Origin of the sequence: Psychrobacillus sp. FSL H8-0483 (assembly GCF_038637725.1) — a bacterium.
GTDB lineage: Bacteria > Bacillota > Bacilli > Bacillales_A > Planococcaceae > Psychrobacillus.
Genome location: NZ_CP152052.1, coordinates 223,076 through 239,424, shown reverse-complemented (window position 1 = coordinate 239,424; position 16,349 = coordinate 223,076). Strand labels below are relative to the sequence as shown.

Genomic DNA, 16,349 nt, shown 5'->3' with positions numbered 1-16,349 from the left:
GACTAGCCTTCGAACAAACATGCTTATGTTAGAAGGCTGTTTTTTTAAAAGGCTGACGACACTTGCTCTAGTTAACGAAAGTATGAAAATAGCTATAGAATAAGATAGGTATCTACGTAAATTAGATTACCACCCCATGGAATACATGATGATCATTTCAACTACTACAACAACCAGAAATACGACTGCCAGCATACTTTTACTTGAGAAATACAGGGCCGCTATAGCTAATGCAAATATAATAAGCTGCAATATAATTCGTACCGGGATGGACACAGGAATAGATGCTTTTGGAGCGATGAAGGTCCCCCAAAAGATTGCAACAAGAAGAGGGGCGCCTATACCTAACAAAATTTTTATGAACCAACCTCTGTTCAAATGAAACCCCCAATAGGAGAATGCTGCAAGTGCACATAATTCCATCAGAAAAAAGATACCTAGTACCGTATATTGAACAAAGACCATGATTACCTACCTCCTAGTTTTCTTTCCATTCTTAAAGTGTATTCCTCTAGCTGATCTGCCGGATGAAGCACTGCATTCCCATGACATATTTCCAACTGTTTTGGTTTTAATTCCCCCACAATAGAGCTGCTTTTTACCGCTTGTATCATATCTGCTGTAAACGAAGACATCGGCGGTTGAAGCTTACCTTTCTTAGAAGTGAAGAGATCTCCACCTAACAATATTTGATCTTTTTCATGGTAGTAAACGACGTGACCGGGTGAATGGCCGGGCGTAAAGAATGGTGTAAGTCCACCTATCGATTTTAAGTTGCCATTCTCACCCTCTAAGAGTGGATGAGATAATTGTTTTGGTAAGTTATGTTCCAGTTTTTTTCTTTTTGGGTAGATAATATCTCCCTGCATATAGGGAATTTCAACTCGATGTGCGTATATTGGAACTTCATACTTGTTCAAGATAGCTTTCACAGCCCCAACATGATCCGAATGTCCATGGGTTAAGAGAATTCTTTGTAAAGGACCGGCATTTAATTGGTCAATGAATTTTATGATTCCTTTTGCCATCATCGGCATGCCCGCGTCTACTAACGTGACACCGTCCTCATCCACAACAACCCATACATGAATTGGAATGATCATCCACATTTTTAAACTCCAAATATGTTCAGAAATCTTTTTTGCTCTCATCATTTTATCCCCTTACTTCAATTTTTCTTTAAAGCCTAATAGAAGAATTTCGATTGCTAGGTCAAATGTTGGTGCCAATCTTTCCATTAATACGTCCAGCGGTTCATGCTGATACGAGTATGTGCTTAAAATGCCATTCAAATGGAAATAATAAATACGAGAAAAAGCGAGTAATTGGTCGTTTTTTGAAATTATTAAGCATTCCTGAAGAACAAATTTCATCAGTTCAAATATTTCAATTCGAAGTTTATTAATTTCCAGTTCAGGCTCTTCGACATCTACTCTAGAAGATTTTGCGTTGAAAAAAATATCGTACATATTTCTATTTTTTAAGCAAAAGTGGATATATTCGAGACTAATTCTTTTTAGTTTGTCTTCAGCTGTTAATGTATTCTTACTTGCAATTTGGTGTAATTGGTTGTGCAACTCTTGAAGTGGTGGCATAGAAAGTTGGTGAAGCAGCGCTTCCTTATCTTTAAAGTAAAGATAAATCGTTGTATGCGAACACTCTGCAGCCTTTGCTATTTCACGGATTGTTACGGCATCATAACCTTTTGCAGCAAATAAATTTCCAGCAGATTCCAAAATCATCATTTTTGTTTCTTCCGAACGTTTCTCTTGTTTACTTTTCATTTAATTATTTCATCCTCCACTAAACTAACCATTGGTTATATTATAACCAGTGGTTAGTTTAGTGTCAAAATAAAGACGGGGCTGTCCCTAAAATCATACATTGACTGAGAGATGGTCCCTTTTCCAATGTATTGATTTCCGTTCCAGACGGACGCTTTCCGCGGGCATGGCTTCAGTCTCCTCGTCGCTCTCGCTCCTGCGGGGCCTTCAGCTCATGCTATTCCCGCTGGAGTCGCCGTCTTCCACTACAATCAATTGCCTACAAAAAAATAGTAGTTTAATGAAAAGTATACAAAAAACAGGTGTAGAAAAAGACTCGTTTTTCTACACCTGCTTCAATTTATGGGCTTATTTGACAGCCCCATCCTCTATTAACCTAAAATATCTCGTTTATTATAAGTGATGAATCCAAAGATAGATAAAACAATTGCAATGATTAATAATACCGAAACTGCCATAAAATCCATTTCTTCTACTGGAAGCTGTGGAATATGACCATATGGTGAAAGATTCCTCAACCAATCCGGAAATTGAAGTAACGCCCCTAAGTAAACTACAATAAATGAATAAATAAAATACAACCATGTAATGCTTGTATTTGTAGGTCGAAATCCTACTAAAAATACCGCTAAACCAATCATCGTCCAGATTGCAGGTAAATAAACCATTGCTGCTTTAAAAATTGTACTAAAGGAAATGGCATCCTCCATCACAACTACACTTGAAAACCACAGTCCGAGAACTGCTAATAAAAGCATTACAATGCTAGTAACTATTGAAATTATAAAATAACTTCCCATTGTCCGCGATCGTGATACCGCACGGCTAAGTATATGTTCCGTATAATTCTTCTTTTCTTCACCTTTCAGCTTAAAAACTACTAGGAGAGCCGGTACTGTACAAAACATTGCTATGACCGTCATTAACATTGGTATAAATTGTTCTGTTAACGTAAACCCTTCGACGGGTGTTATTAGAGCTTCCATCATTTCTACATCTTTGAAAAAGGATTCTAAATCACCTAAAACAGACCCATAGGAAGCCCCCAATAGAAACAAACCAATTGCCCAAGCAATTAATCCAGTACGTTGAATTCTTAGCGCTAGACCAATCGGACTCTGCAAAAATGGCGATGCATGCACTTTGCCCGGTTTTGCAGGTAAAAATCCCGCATCTAAATCACGAATGGAATTTAGGTAGAATGCTAGCACCAATAAAAGTATCGCTAAAGTGATCACTAATATAATAGGCATCCAGTAATTGTGGACATATACTTCCGCTTTTAATACGATTCCTAGTGGGGAAAACCAGGACAGTGTTGCATTCCCAACATCACCAATTGCTCGGATGAAATACGCAAGTCCAAGTACTGCGAAACTTAATCCTATTGTCCCACGAGAGTTCTCCGAAAGCTGGGCAAATATTGCGGTCGCCGCTGCGAAAAAAATTCCAGTTGCACCTAAAACTGCTCCATATAAGAAGGAACCTTCTAAATCTAAACTCTCAATTCCTAATGAATACAATCCAAAACCCACTATTATTGCTAATAACACATTCGTGCCACTGACAACTAGGATAGTTGCACTTAAATTCGACAAACGTCCAACTGGTAGGGCGCGGATCATTTCCAACTGCCCATCTTCCTCCTCTGAACGAGTATGTCTAGCAACAAGTAAAATACTCATGATGGCAACCGCTATAGCACTGAAAAGCAACATTTGATGAGCCATCATCGCTCCATTCGTATAATTATCTAACCCTCCACTATGACCAACCATCGCCGTCATAGCTGGGTTCCTCATTGTTTGTGCGATTGCCTGTCTTTCCTCCTGATTTTGGTACAAATCCGAAAAGGAAATGGCTGTGCTGAAAGTGATTAGCACTAAAGCGATTATCCATATAGGAATCCGTAGACGATCTTGGCGTAATATAAAACGTACAAGCATCCCTGTATGTTTTAATGGTTGCTTTGACATTAGGATACACCTCCGACTCCTTTATAGTGGCGCATAAACAAATCTTCTAAAGTTGGTGGTGCACTTTCTAATCTCACTATGCCGAACTGGCTAATATGTCTTATCACAACATCCAATTCTTCTGTATCTACTTGGAACGAAAGAGTTTGGTTCTTTTCTTCTATTGTATAAACACCATTTAATTCACTTAATCCGATCATTGGTTGTTTCGTTTCGACCAGTAAATTTGTTCGTGTTAAATGACGTAATTGATTTAGACTACCTGTTTCAATTATTTTCCCCTGGCGAATGATTCCTACTCTATCACATAATTTTTCTACTTCCGATAATATATGACTGGAAAGTAGAATGCTTTTTCCTTCTTTCTTGGAGTCCAGAACACAATCCTGGAACACTTTTTCCATCAATGGGTCAAGTCCAGATGTCGGTTCATCTAAAATGTATAGATCCGCATCGGATGCAAATGCAGCTACTAACGCAACTTTTTGTCGATTCCCTTTAGAGTAGGTTCTACATTTTTTAGATGGGTCTAATTTAAACTTTTCAATCATTTCTTCCCGTCGGCTTTTATTTCTCGCTCCACGTAATTTCATAAATAGGTCGATTACTTCTCCGCCTGTTAAGTTTGGCCATAAGTTAACATCGCCTGGCACGTATGCCAAGCGCTTATGTATATCCACAGCATCTTTCCAAGCATCCAGTCCGAAAATAGTTGCTTCTCCCTCCGTAGCCTTAATCATACCTAGCAAAAGACGAATGGTGGTGGATTTACCTGCTCCATTAGGGCCGATGAAACCATACACTTCCCCTTCCTTCACATCGAGATCCACATGATCTAAAGCAGTAAATTTTCCAAACTTCTTTGTTAAGTTTTTTGTATTAATTATCGTCATGTTTCTCACTCTCCCTTTATTTATAAAAAAAGGTACGCATCATGTCTAAATAACTAAAAAACTCCTCAATATAAGATTCATAATTGATTGCACTTAAATCTTGACCTTTCAAACGGAGTTTTACCTCATTTTCATAACCTTCAACCGCCCATCGAATCAAGTTAAATGCTTTTGGAACGTCTATATTTTCTTTAAAAAATGAGTATTCCAAATTCCCGTAAATTTTTGTGTATCCATCGTTATGTAACGCTTCTATCCTAGACTTTACGTTTGCATCGATTTGATCATTCGATAATATGGTACCTATAAAGTTTATTGCTTCTGGATACTTTGATAGGAAATCCATTTTGACTACTACGATTCGTTTCATACGCTCAAACAAATCCGGTTCTTTTCCATCTATTGCTCCGAAATACTCTTCTTCCACGATTACAAGACAATAGTCAATTAAGTACGAATACAGATCTAGTTTATTGTTGAAATAATAAAAGAGCATTCCTTTACCAATCCCTGCTTCCTTCACTATTTGATTGGTAGAAGCTTGGTCAAAGCCCTTTTCCCTAAACTCTTTTAGAGCAGCTTCTATAATTCTTTTTTGCTTACTGGAATCCAGACTTTCAAATGTTTTTGTGATTTCTAGTCTCCTCCTATCAATGATTATTTTATTGCTAAAAAAATAATTATAGACCAGTGTGGTCGATATAATTTTACCATATTTTCAGCATTTGATTTTCGATAAGAGGAAAATTTTAGTCATCTTAAAAGCCCCAGAAACAGGTAGTAATGGTTTCTGGGGCTTAGTTCTTCATTTAATTTTTCGAAGTTTCTTAAAGGTGTCTAGAGATAATTTGTTTTAGCTTTTCATTTAAATTCGGTAAATCTTGTGTAGTAATGGAAAGTCTAATATGACTCTCATCCGTTTCAAGTGCTTCGGAAAGAAACCCTCCTAATCCTCTTGCTCTACGATCTACTTGCATAAGGATCTCTGCGGATTGTTCAGTTTGTGAAAGGAATACAATCTCCAATTCATCTAATCTTCCTCTATATAAACTGCTCGTTGGAATGAATTCGAACTCTTGAACAAATGGATACGTAGTACGTATTCTTCTAGAAGCTTGTTCACATTCCGCTTTACGTAATCGGAAGCCGAGTTGTTCTACTGCTTCTAAAATTTGCTCAGCAAGTCTTGTTGGTCGAACTTCTATATAGTCTTTATCTGTCGGATCTACTGCATTTTTAATATCTAGTCCTGTGCTCACCCATACTCGTGTATTTCCAAGTGTTACAGGCGTTTCAACTGGAAGCTCTAAAGAAAATGGAATTACTTTCGTTTCGTTTGCTCCAATTGTAAACGGTTCATGGACCTTATACGATTTCACTGAAGCAACAGCTGTATATTTTTTATCATCTGATTCTCTGATATACGTAGTATTCGCTGTTAAGTAGATGGAGTCAATTTGTTGTTCAATATTCCCTCCATACACTTCCACTTCCCCATTCATCATTTCTCCAGCTACATACGTAGATTTCTCTAACTTCGTTTCTACTTTCGCTCCACCAATCCCAACGCTCGCTAGTACTTTATTAAAAAATGACATAAGTAGATTCTCCTTTGCAGTTTTAATGTTATTCAATTACTATACGAACTTAGTAAATAAAGGTTCCAAAATATTCATTCCTACATGAAATGTTTTATTGATTCATTTTTGATAAGGATATTCAAGTTCTGAGTAGTCATTTATAAAGAGTAAATACTCTATATTCGAATCGCCATTCCAGGATGTACTACTATTTAAATTACGATCCGGATAAGTTATTTCATCCGATTTATCAATGGTATTCCAACCAAAATATATATCCTGCTGAGGAGTATAGAAAGGGAAGAATGGGTCAGGTTGCTTGGCCGAATTTAATTTATTTAAGGAGTCAATAACAGAAACCCATTCGTTCGATATCGGCAAGCTTCCATAGGTCGTTTTAGGAAGGGAAATCTTCTCTTCCATTTGTACCCCTGGAAAGTAATGATGAACGTTATCGGTGACATAATAATTCCTCTTTTTAATTAAGTATAGATTCATATAGTTTAGCTGTTCTGAAGAAGCGGAATTCCATACAAAGTGATAAGTAGAGGGATCATTATTATTTATTTTCCAAACCCGCACATTTCCGTTTGTATCCATAAATTCAACCATCCATTTGTGATGTTTCCACACCCAGAAACTTATACCATAATGGTCCTCTTCCGAGATAAAGGGAACAAATGCATGCTCTTTATCCAAGTAAATAACTTCTTGAATAATACTTGCAGAAACTTCAGGAAACAGGCTATTCATCTCTTTTACTAATTGTTCGTCCGTCGGAAAAGGATTAGGCTTTGAAAAATAAAACCAATAGATAAGGACAACTGTCAGTAGGAATACGATACTTCCAAAATAAATGAAGATCTTTTTCTTCATGCTATTTCGCCTCCCCTAACAAGGAGTCTTCGGATCGAAAATATATGTCCTTTTTAGGGGTTGAAATTAAGAGCCCTTTTCCGTCACCTTCTACATAAATACTCGTTTGAAGACCGCTCCCCCATTTTGGGGAGGTATTCACTAGCATATATGGAAATCGTTCGTTCCTTCTATTTGGCTCGGCATTCATATACGTCTCGTTATACCATTCGTCACTATAAATCATTTCTTGACTCATACTATTCAATTGTCTTTGAAAGTTTTCATGACTAAAAGAACGTTCCTGCCCAGATGGATGAATAGTAATTATGAAAGCATTTTCTACATGTGACATATAAGTTGCTAGTTCATCTTCCGAATACAGTAAGTAATTTATCGGTATTGCTATTAATGTAGACGCTAAGATAATATAGTTAGCAAAAAAGCCTAACCAAGCAAAGGGTTGATATTTCTCCCACTGTTCTTTGTTTCTATTTAAAAACCCATACATAACCCATACTCCAAGTGGCAAGATGGAAATCTTCAAGAACGTACCAAATACAGTAAAATGAAAAGAAAATGAAAAGAGACCAATCAAGATGACCACAATCATTTTCCATAGCTCTGGTTTCATCAATTTATTTTTATACAAACGATTTGCAATAATACCGACTGTAATCCAAGCCAAAACTATAGTGAATATCTCCACAATGTTTCCATTCCACAAGAAAAATCCCCCCCTTCATCAAGTCTATATCCATAATTTCTATATTAATCCAACTATCACCTCTTTTTTAAAACTAGATCAATTAAAATCCCTTTTAATCAAAGCAACTTCTTTCAGCTTAGAAATAGGCTTTCTAAGGTATTAAACAACTTTTTGGAATAATACTACATAATAATTATGTATTGTCTGGCTACTTCATATGGACCTCTCTTTTGTAGTCCCTGCAGAAAGAATATCATTTTAATATTCCTTATGCTTTTCGTGCAAAAAAATTACTGTTTGCAGTACTAGGTTTGTCAGTTGCTATGGGATTAGGTACATATACAGCACCTTCTCCATTTATTTCCGCTATTATGGTGGCAATTGTCGGAGCATTCGTTACGTCATGCAAATGAACACTTAGAAATGAAAGCAGGTGTATTATCAGACGAATTAATAGAGGGGATTCGATCAATCGCGAAATCTATTGACAATAAAGGGCATAAACCAACCCAGTCAGTTGAAATACGGGATGACAATTTAGAAACTTTGTATGATTTATTCAACGAGGCAAGTACCATTGCAAGTAAACCAATTACTAATATTCACCGGGAAATAATTATTTCCAAGCCTTCTCTTCGCGTTGTCCTTAGTGGAGCTTTCGATATTTGTTGCAGCTATAGTTGCACAGTCATTTGATTTTAATCGTTTGTTTTGGGTGACCTTATCCTGTAGGAATGATTATAGAATGGATCGACAATAATTTTACGTATTCTTCTACTTATATGGCAGAGCAGTTATTAGCTATTCTTCATTATAATCCTGTCGAAATACGCGTAAACTAAAATTGGTGAGGAGTAACTGAAGCTACTAAGAAGAATCTAGTTCACCGCTCCCTCGCATTATCTCAAGTAGTGATTAATAAGTCTGTTGTTTATAGATTTTTCATACATACTTTAGAAATTTTTAAGGATTGCGTGTTATGGTTCATATAGTTTCTTATACATTTGATAAATAGTGATTGTGAGGTGATTAAAAATGTCAATTAAAATGCGATTTCTATTGTCCTACGTAGGAGTAATACTTTTTTCATTCACATTATTGCTAGCAGCTGGCTTTTTAATTATTTTTTCGATAACGGGTGATATAAATTCTATCGAGCATTTTTATAAAAAGACTTATGTTCAAAAACCTTTGACTACGGTTGAAGAAAGTGCTTTTCTAGACTTGAAGCTATTAGCTAAAAATAATCCTTCCCAGCTTCTAGACGAAGAGCAACTAAAAAGAATTGAACAAGAAGGTATCAATCTTGTAGTTAGAAAAGAAAATAATGTCGAGTACGCTTCCCCCACTCTTGATAAGCAAGCATTGTCTATCTCTCTCCCTGGATTTGAAGAAACAAATATAAATACGCGAGATTCGATAAAAATCGATAATTCTTTTTTCACATATGTGAAATTCGACTTTTATTTTCCAGATAAAAGCAAAGGAAGTATATTTGTATTGAGAAAGGCAAGTTCCTATGCCGAGTTGGCTAAGGAGTTGTTTCCAATTTTATTTGGCCTATTACTATTTCTGTTTATAGTAATTATTGGACTTTTAAACTATTTAGTATCGCGAAGTATTATCCTTCCCATATCTATTCTGACAAATGGTGCACATCGAATAAAATCAGGAGATTTAAGCTTTGAAATCAAAGCCACTTCGAATGATGAAATCGGACAGTTAAATAGGTCTTTTGAAGAAATGAGAATTAAATTAAAAGAATCTGTAAATCTTCAGCTACAGTATGAGGAAAATCGGAAAGAACTACTATCCAATATTTCGCATGATTTGAAGACACCCATTACCTCGATTATTGGATACGTTGAAGGAATAAAAGACGGTGTGGCTAATACCCCTGAAAAAACGGATAAATATTTATCCATCATTCACTTAAAAGCAAAAGATATGGATTCATTGATAGACGAATTGTTCTTGTTCTCCAAATTAGACTTAAAAAAAGAACCCTTCTCTTTTGAAATCATCGAACTGAATCAGTATATGCGAGACTATGTAGAAGAACTTCATTTAGAACTACTTCAAGACGGAATTAAAATTGAATTTGATCTAATGCATAAGCCGATGTACGTGGCAGCAGATAGAGAGAAACTAAAAAGAGTAATGGTTAACCTAATTAACAATTGTGTGAAATATATGGATAAAGTTCAGAAGAACATTACCATTTCTCTAATTGAAGGAAATAATGATATCACTATTAAAATCACAGATAACGGTCAAGGAATAGAACCTTCCGCTTTACCTCATATTTTTAATCGTTTTTACCGAGCTGAACAATCTAGAAACTCACAAACAGGTGGAAGTGGCTTAGGACTTGCGATTGCAAAACAAATTATCGTGGAGCATGGTGGAGAGATTTGGGCAACGAGCGAATTAGGAAAAGGTACAAATGTTTTCTTTACCTTAAGGAAAGGAAGTTAAAATGAAAAATATCTTACTTATTGAAGACGAAGTTAGTATCGCAGAATTACAAAGAGATTATTTAGAAATCAATAATTTTACTGTCGATATGCAGCATACTGGTGATGCTGGACTCCAACATGCCCTTCAAGGTAACTATGACTTAATTATTCTAGATATCATGCTTCCAGGAATAAGTGGATTTGAGATATGCAAACAAATACGTGCTGTCAAGAACATCCCTATATTATTTGTTTCTGCCAAAAAGGAAGATATCGATAAAATTCGAGGTCTTGGTTTAGGTGCTGACGATTATATTACAAAGCCTTTTAGTCCAAGTGAGCTGGTTGCTAGAGTTAAAGCACATTTGGCACGATATGAACGCTTAGCCGGAAATCAAAACAAATCAAACACAATCTATATTCACGGAATATCCATTGATAAATCATCACGTAGAGTCCATATAAACGGGGAAGAAGTACCATTTACAACAAAAGAATTCGATTTGTTCGTTTTTCTTGTAATGCACCCAAACCAAGTGTTGAGCAAAGAGCAACTTTATGAAAACATCTGGGGTTTTGAGTCAGCTGCAGATGTTTCTACTGTAACCGTCCATATTGGAAAATTACGTAGCAAAATTGAAAGAGAACCTGCTCATCCGAAATTACTAGAAACCGTTTGGGGAGCCGGATATCGCTTTAATGTTTAAATAATAAGCTTTACCAGGGGCTGTCTCTAAAGTCATACATTGACTGAGAGATGGTCCCTTTTCCAATGTATTGATTTCCGTTCCAGACGGACGCTTTCCGCGGGCATGGCTTCAGTCTCCTCGTCGCTTTCGCTCCTGCGGGGCCTTCAGCTCATGCTATTCCCGCTGGAGTCACCGTCTTTCACTACAATTAATTGCCTACAAAAAATAGTAGTTTTAATAAAAAGTATACAAAAAACAGGTGTAGAAAAGACTCTTTTTTTACACCTGCTTCAATTTATGGACTTATTGGACAGCCCCATTTTTTTATTTATATTAAGAAATGTTATTAAAAAGTTTATCCTTTTTTAAGAAATTGATTAGTTAGATTTTAGGATTTAGGACTAATATAGTTTTTAGGAATAACAAGTCTACAAATAGCAACACACAACTAAACTGAGGAGATGTCATCATGAAAAAAGCAAAATTATTATCACCTATACTACTTGGATTGACATTAGCAATAACAGGTTGTAATACGGAAACACAAAACAATCAAAGTGAACAAAAACAAGAACAACCTCAAAAGGAAACACAAAACGAAGCACAAATCTCGGATTTACAAGCGTTAAATGCGATGACATTACAAATAACATTCTCTACGCCATTATTGGAAGAAGACGTTAATCCAGATAATCTGGATATAATAAAGAAAAACTTTGAATTTGATCATGAGTTAAGCTTAGTCAATGTTCCTAGATTAAAAATCGGTTCGGAAAGCACATATATTATTCCTGTTACCATACAAAAACCAGGAACAACTTATACTGTTATCTATAAAAATGGAGAAAAACAATCCTTTGAAGCAAGTGAAGAAAAAATTAATTTAAGCCAAACCAAACAAGTTACAAACGATACGTTTGAAATTGAATCTTTTAAGGAAGATGGCGTAACAGATTATGCGAATATTATTGAAGCATATAAGGCCGGTAGAGGTGATCTTTCTTTTCAAGTAGATGACGAAAATAAAGATGACAATGGAAACCAATATCAAGTGATATCTTCTTTACGAGATCGTACAGTATTAATTACAGCAGATAATGGAGAAGAAATTACAGCGAATTATGTACCCTTTACCCAAGCAGCAGATGGTAGACAAGCACCAAAATTCCGTTTATCAGAAGGACAAACTTTAACACCTGGTACAACATATACTGTGTCATCTGATTGGGCAACAATTAAAAATCCAACCTTCGAAACGAAAGAGATTGCTCCGTTGACAGTCAAATCAGCAGAAGCAATTGATGATAAATCATTCCAATTAACATTAGATAAAGATCCTGGTATGGAATTACTTGCAGGTCGAAGCGTAGAATTACAAGCTGAAGATGGAAGCAAGATTCAAGCACAATATCGCTTCTCTTCTCGTAAAGGTGCAGTTGGTATCTTTGATGTTAAAGACAATACATTAAAGCCCGGTGCAACATATATTGTGGTTCCAATGAACGATTGGGCTACAGCAAGTGATGTATCCTTAGTGACTAAATAATATAAGAACAACGAAATACCAGATCAGAGAAATGGAAATAGCTCTGATCTGGTATTTTTTATACTACTCTATTCTCTGGCTCTTTATTCTCCAAAACTGCTTCAATATCGTCAGCATTCATTTGCATCATAGCAATTCTCGTACGGATGGTTGCACTTCCGATATGCGGTAGCACAGTAACATTCGGTAATGTGAGTAATGGGTGGTCTAAAGGAACTGGTTCCACTTCGAATACATCTAGACCAGCAGCCCAGATTTTATTTGTCGTTAATGCTTCGTATAGGGCTTGTTCGTCAATGACTCCACCACGCGCAACATTAATGATTGCAGCGGTTTCTTTCATCAATTCTAGTTCACGTTCTGCAATTAATCCCTTCGTTTCAGGTGTTAATGGCGTTAACAGAACGATGAAATCTGATTCCTTCAGCAATGTATCTAATTCTGCATACGTAAAACCGTACTTTTCTTCGGATTCCATTTTTCTTGTTCGATTATGGTAAAGAACATTCATATCAAAACCTTTTGCACGCCTTGCAACGGCTTCTCCGATTCTCCCCATTCCAATGATACCAAGGGTTGCACCAAAAACATCCATCCCTGTATACTGCATTGGTGACCGTGACTTCCACTTACCTGCACGAAGATCACGTTCTGCCTCCATTACACGACGAGCAGTAGCTAGAAGTAAAGAAAATGTTAAATCTGCAGTAGTTTCTGTTAAAACTCCTGGAGTATTTGTTACGATAATTCCATGCTCTTTTGCTGCGTCAACATCGATATTATTGTATCCAACCCCTAAATTACTAATCAATTTTAAATTTGGCAAACTTTCAATAAGTGCTCGATCCAATTTATCAGAAAGCATAGTCCAAATTGCATGAGCATCTTTTGCTTCTAACTTTAACTCCTCATAAGTCATTTGCACATCATCACTATGCCACATCTTTACTTCAAATTTTTCCCTTAATGGGTTCACAACTTCATCTGGTAATTTGCGCGTAATTAATATTTTTTTCAAATTTGTAACCTCCAAATATTCTGATAGCTTAAGCATGGACGAAAGTATGAAATTTTGCAACTGCATTTACAATGCTAATTTCGTAGGGTATACTGGGGGCACATTAAAAAAACTACATACCGTTTTCTGCACTAGGGGTGCCCACTTTGGCTGTGATGAGAGCTTTTTAGCTCCGATCCCTTATTACTCGATCAGGATAATACCTGCGTGAGGAAGTGCAGTGACTTTCCGAATTTTTTTATATTGGATAAGTGGCTGCATCTTCACGGATGTGGTCTTTTTTTATGAAAAAATTTAGGAGGTTTTATGATGCAATGTGGTTTAAGCCCAATCGTCGGATTTCGTTTTTCGTTACATCCGATGACCAATGATTTTATTTCCGTCATTAAAGGAGCACTTCAAGATACGGATACGACGAATGTATGGATGCATACAGATGACGTATCCACAGTAATTCGAGGGAAGCAAGTACATGTGTTTAATGTGGCAAAGGCAATCACGTTGCACGCTGCCAAGACTGGCGTGCACATTGCGTTATCTGGTACATTTTCTGCGGGTTGTCCTGGTGATACAGCCGGAGATGTATATTTAGACAAAGGAGATGAAGTAGCGAATAAAGATATGACAAAGCAATACGTGTCTTCCCAATTTGCACTTTATCCGATGAATAATCAAAATTATATGGACATTATTTACCGAGAAGTAGATCGTGCGAAGGAGCGTGGTGTTTTCAATGATTCCATGCACTATGCAAGTGGTATTCACGGCGATATTCATGACGTGTTTGCATTTTATGAAGAGACATTTACGCATGCCCGCTCAGAAGAACATAAGCATTTAGTGATGACGGTTTCGATGAGTATAAATAGTCCTTCGCACGGAGGTCTTTAATATGTTGAAATCTTGGAAGTTAAAAGAGATTGTACTCATGTCTTTATTTGCAGCCGTGTTTGGAATCGTGTATCTACTATTCTTACATGTCGGGAATATTTGGGCAGGTTTTATTGGGCCAATTGCGTATGAATGGATTTTCGGCATCTGGTTTATCGTATCGATTATTTGTATGTATATTATTCGCAAGCCTGGTGCGGCGGTGATTTCAGAAACGATTGCAGCGGCTATTGAAGTGTTGCTTGGAAATGCAGTTGGTCCGAGGTTAATACTTTCAGGAGTTATCCAAGGTTTAGGTGCCGAGGCCGTATTTGCTGCAACTCGTTATAAACGCTTTGATCTGTGGGTATTGATGCTAGCTGGTGTTGGATCATCGTTATTTAGCTTTGTCTACGGGTACTTGTTAGGTGGATTTACGGTGTATAGTACTGGTTATGTCGCGCTCATGTTAGGTATTCGAATTTTGAGTGGAGCTTTACTTGCAGGTGTTGGCGGAAAAGGGATTGCCGACGGATTGCTTGCGACTGGGTCGCTAAGAGGCTATGCAATTTCACGTCCTAAAAAAGGTGATGTTCGTGCATGATGTCATCCATTTTGAACAGGTAAGTTTTCGTTATCCAGATGAGGAGAAATGGATATTGGAGGATTTCTCCTTTTCTATTCAGCGTGGTGAACGTGTGGTCATCACTGGACCTAGTGGTTGCGGAAAAACGACGTTACTTTATTTGTGTAATCGCTTGTATCCTGATAACTGCGATGGTGTTTTGTCTGGTTCCGTAAAATTGTTTGGACAGGATAGTTTGTCGTTCGTTCCTGGAGAAATAAATCACAGGGTAGCGACTGTGTTTCAGGATCCCGATGCACAGTTTTGCATGCAGACGGTAGAAGAAGAGCTAGCTTTTACACTAGAAAATTTACACGTCCCAAGAGAAGAAATGGACAAAAGAATATGCGAAGTGTTGGTTTTAACGGACTTAAGCGAGTTTCGTCATGCAGTTATTCAGCAGCTATCTGGCGGTCAAAAACAACGAATTGCTACTGCCTGTGCACTGATTATGAATCCAGAGGTTTTGTTACTAGATGAGCCACTTGCGCATTTAGATCCATATACTGCAAAGAAATATGTGAATTGGTTGGATAGGTTGCAGAAAAAACGAGCAATGACCGTTGTTGCTATTGAGCATCGATTGGATATCTGGGGAGATTTTTTTGAAAGAAGCATATCGTTAAATCAAACGGAGATTGCTTCTACTATAGAAAAACGGAATAGCACGAAACAAGAAAATACTTCGCTTGTCGTTCATAAAGTACAAGCAAAGATCTTCTTGCAAGAAACTAATTTTACGTTAAATCGTGGTGAAATAACCGTGCTTGCCGGTTCAAATGGAAGCGGAAAGTCTACATTATTAAAGGCATTATGCCAGCTAATCCCCTCAAGTGGTACTGTTAAACCTAAGTTTTTAGGCTATGTACCACAATCACCAGAGTTTTTATTTCTCACCCAAAATGTACGTGATGAGGTGGCATATGGTGGCGGAAGTGATGTGGACGAAATGTTAGCTCGGCTGAAGCTCATACCTATTGCGACGGCACATCCTTTTGCGGTTAGTCACGGACAAAAGCGTCGTGTGGCCGTTGCAGCAATGCTCTGTGATGGGCGTGAAGTGATTTTAATGGATGAACCCACTTCTGGTCAGGATGCAGCAGCGCTTTTCGAGTTATTCCAACTAATTGATGAGCGAGCCCGAGCTGGAACAACTTTTTTAATCGTTACGCATGATATGGAATTTGCTTATTGTTTGGCTGATTCGATTTTATTGATGGATAATGGTCGGTTGACCGGGAAGTTTGAAGCAGATGCTGTTTGGGGCGACGAGCAATTATTATTAAATCATCATTTACTTCCTCCGAAAGGATTGTTGAGTAGTGAAAAATGCTTTGCATAGGAT

17 protein-coding genes and 1 riboswitch are annotated in these 16,349 nt (G+C 37.1%); of the genes, 7 read left to right on the top strand and 10 right to left on the bottom strand.

All coding sequences use genetic code 11. From position 1 onward, the window contains the following. Positions 1-126: 126 nt before the first annotated feature. From MHB48_RS01230 to MHB48_RS01190, 9 genes are all read right to left on the bottom strand, one after another. Positions 127-465 (bottom strand): YrdB family protein, encoded by a 339-nt coding sequence (locus MHB48_RS01230; RefSeq protein ID WP_342599781.1) that lies wholly within the window; start codon positions 463-465, stop codon positions 127-129. A 2-nt stretch (positions 466-467) separates the two neighbouring features. Next, positions 468-1,154: an MBL fold metallo-hydrolase gene (locus MHB48_RS01225; protein ID WP_342599780.1), complete on the bottom strand. Its 687-nt coding sequence runs from the start codon at positions 1,152-1,154 to the stop codon at positions 468-470. 9 nt (positions 1,155-1,163) lie between these two features. Then, positions 1,164-1,784, bottom strand: a complete 621-nt coding sequence (locus MHB48_RS01220; protein ID WP_342599779.1) for a TetR/AcrR family transcriptional regulator — start codon at positions 1,782-1,784, stop codon at positions 1,164-1,166. A 371-nt stretch (positions 1,785-2,155) separates the two neighbouring features. Continuing rightward, positions 2,156-3,760 carry an ABC transporter permease gene (locus MHB48_RS01215; RefSeq protein WP_342599778.1) on the bottom strand — a complete coding sequence of 535 codons (1,605 nt, stop codon included), beginning with the start codon at positions 3,758-3,760 and terminating at the stop codon, positions 2,156-2,158. Continuing rightward, a complete protein-coding gene (locus MHB48_RS01210; protein WP_342599777.1) occupies positions 3,760-4,653 on the bottom strand; it encodes an ABC transporter ATP-binding protein in 894 nt (297 codons plus the stop codon). Before MHB48_RS01210 ends, MHB48_RS01215 begins: the two co-directional genes overlap by 1 nt. A 16-nt stretch (positions 4,654-4,669) precedes the next feature. Then, on the bottom strand, positions 4,670-5,239 hold the full coding sequence (locus MHB48_RS01205; RefSeq protein ID WP_342601276.1) for a TetR/AcrR family transcriptional regulator: 570 nt from the start codon (positions 5,237-5,239) through the stop codon (positions 4,670-4,672). 241 nt (positions 5,240-5,480) lie between these two features. After that, positions 5,481-6,251: a sporulation protein gene (locus MHB48_RS01200; protein WP_342599776.1), complete on the bottom strand. Its 771-nt coding sequence runs from the start codon at positions 6,249-6,251 to the stop codon at positions 5,481-5,483. A 102-nt stretch (positions 6,252-6,353) separates the two neighbouring features. Further along, positions 6,354-7,109: a hypothetical protein gene (locus tag MHB48_RS01195; RefSeq protein ID WP_342599775.1), complete on the bottom strand. Its 756-nt coding sequence runs from the start codon at positions 7,107-7,109 to the stop codon at positions 6,354-6,356. Between the two features lies 1 nt (position 7,110). After that, a complete protein-coding gene (locus MHB48_RS01190; protein ID WP_342599774.1) occupies positions 7,111-7,815 on the bottom strand; it encodes a hypothetical protein in 705 nt (234 codons plus the stop codon). A 363-nt stretch (positions 7,816-8,178) separates the two neighbouring features. On the opposite strand from MHB48_RS01190, the gene MHB48_RS01185 reads away from it, so the two are divergent. The 4 genes from MHB48_RS01185 to MHB48_RS01170 all read left to right on the top strand — a co-directional run bounded on the left by MHB48_RS01185 (position 8,179) and on the right by MHB48_RS01170 (position 12,491). Beyond that, on the top strand, positions 8,179-8,493 hold the full coding sequence (locus MHB48_RS01185; protein ID WP_342599773.1) for a hypothetical protein: 315 nt from the start codon (positions 8,179-8,181) through the stop codon (positions 8,491-8,493). Positions 8,494-8,832: 339 nt separating this feature from the next. Beyond that, on the top strand, positions 8,833-10,275 hold the full coding sequence (locus tag MHB48_RS01180; protein WP_342599772.1) for a HAMP domain-containing sensor histidine kinase: 1,443 nt from the start codon (positions 8,833-8,835) through the stop codon (positions 10,273-10,275). Position 10,276: 1 nt separating this feature from the next. Then, positions 10,277-10,963, top strand: a complete 687-nt coding sequence (locus MHB48_RS01175; RefSeq protein ID WP_342599771.1) for a response regulator transcription factor — start codon at positions 10,277-10,279, stop codon at positions 10,961-10,963. 451 nt (positions 10,964-11,414) lie between these two features. Continuing rightward, positions 11,415-12,491 carry a hypothetical protein gene (locus MHB48_RS01170; RefSeq protein WP_342599770.1) on the top strand — a complete coding sequence of 359 codons (1,077 nt, stop codon included), beginning with the start codon at positions 11,415-11,417 and terminating at the stop codon, positions 12,489-12,491. Positions 12,492-12,549: 58 nt separating this feature from the next. Here the strand turns inward: MHB48_RS01170 and MHB48_RS01165 are convergent, their stop codons facing one another. Beyond that, positions 12,550-13,509, bottom strand: coding sequence for a D-glycerate dehydrogenase (locus MHB48_RS01165; protein ID WP_342599769.1), 960 nt, complete (start codon positions 13,507-13,509; stop codon positions 12,550-12,552). A gap of 123 nt (positions 13,510-13,632) precedes the next feature. Next, positions 13,633-13,740: riboswitch (TPP riboswitch) on the top strand. 78 nt (positions 13,741-13,818) lie between these two features. On the opposite strand from MHB48_RS01165, the gene MHB48_RS01160 reads away from it, so the two are divergent. The 3 genes from MHB48_RS01160 to MHB48_RS01150 are packed head-to-tail and all read left to right on the top strand — an operon-like array spanning position 13,819 to position 16,346. Beyond that, the gene (locus tag MHB48_RS01160) at positions 13,819-14,400 is read left to right on the top strand and encodes a YkoF family thiamine/hydroxymethylpyrimidine-binding protein (RefSeq protein WP_342601275.1); all 582 of its coding nucleotides are present in this window, start codon (positions 13,819-13,821) and stop codon (positions 14,398-14,400) included. A 1-nt stretch (position 14,401) separates the two neighbouring features. Next, on the top strand, positions 14,402-14,983 hold the full coding sequence (locus tag MHB48_RS01155; RefSeq protein WP_342599768.1) for an ECF transporter S component: 582 nt from the start codon (positions 14,402-14,404) through the stop codon (positions 14,981-14,983). Next, positions 14,943-16,346 carry an ABC transporter ATP-binding protein gene (locus tag MHB48_RS01150; RefSeq protein ID WP_342599767.1) on the top strand — a complete coding sequence of 468 codons (1,404 nt, stop codon included), beginning with the start codon at positions 14,943-14,945 and terminating at the stop codon, positions 16,344-16,346. The genes MHB48_RS01155 and MHB48_RS01150 overlap by 41 nt, the downstream gene beginning before the upstream one ends. The last annotated feature ends 3 nt before the right edge of the window (positions 16,347-16,349 follow it).

Coding starts and splice junctions, on each gene's coding strand:
- MHB48_RS01230 (WP_342599781.1), bottom strand. CDS start 465: ATGGTCTTTGTTCAATATACGGTACTAGGTATCTTTTTTCTGATGGAA.
- MHB48_RS01225 (WP_342599780.1), bottom strand. CDS start 1,154: ATGATGAGAGCAAAAAAGATTTCTGAACATATTTGGAGTTTAAAAATG.
- MHB48_RS01220 (WP_342599779.1), bottom strand. CDS start 1,784: ATGAAAAGTAAACAAGAGAAACGTTCGGAAGAAACAAAAATGATGATT.
- MHB48_RS01215 (WP_342599778.1), bottom strand. CDS start 3,760: ATGTCAAAGCAACCATTAAAACATACAGGGATGCTTGTACGTTTTATA.
- MHB48_RS01210 (WP_342599777.1), bottom strand. CDS start 4,653: ATGACGATAATTAATACAAAAAACTTAACAAAGAAGTTTGGAAAATTT.
- MHB48_RS01200 (WP_342599776.1), bottom strand. CDS start 6,251: ATGTCATTTTTTAATAAAGTACTAGCGAGCGTTGGGATTGGTGGAGCG.
- MHB48_RS01195 (WP_342599775.1), bottom strand. CDS start 7,109: ATGAAGAAAAAGATCTTCATTTATTTTGGAAGTATCGTATTCCTACTG.
- MHB48_RS01180 (WP_342599772.1), top strand. CDS start 8,833: ATGTCAATTAAAATGCGATTTCTATTGTCCTACGTAGGAGTAATACTT.
- MHB48_RS01175 (WP_342599771.1), top strand. CDS start 10,277: ATGAAAAATATCTTACTTATTGAAGACGAAGTTAGTATCGCAGAATTA.
- MHB48_RS01170 (WP_342599770.1), top strand. CDS start 11,415: ATGAAAAAAGCAAAATTATTATCACCTATACTACTTGGATTGACATTA.
- MHB48_RS01160 (WP_342601275.1), top strand. CDS start 13,819: ATGCAATGTGGTTTAAGCCCAATCGTCGGATTTCGTTTTTCGTTACAT.
- MHB48_RS01155 (WP_342599768.1), top strand. CDS start 14,402: ATGTTGAAATCTTGGAAGTTAAAAGAGATTGTACTCATGTCTTTATTT.
- MHB48_RS01150 (WP_342599767.1), top strand. CDS start 14,943: ATGCAATTTCACGTCCTAAAAAAGGTGATGTTCGTGCATGATGTCATC.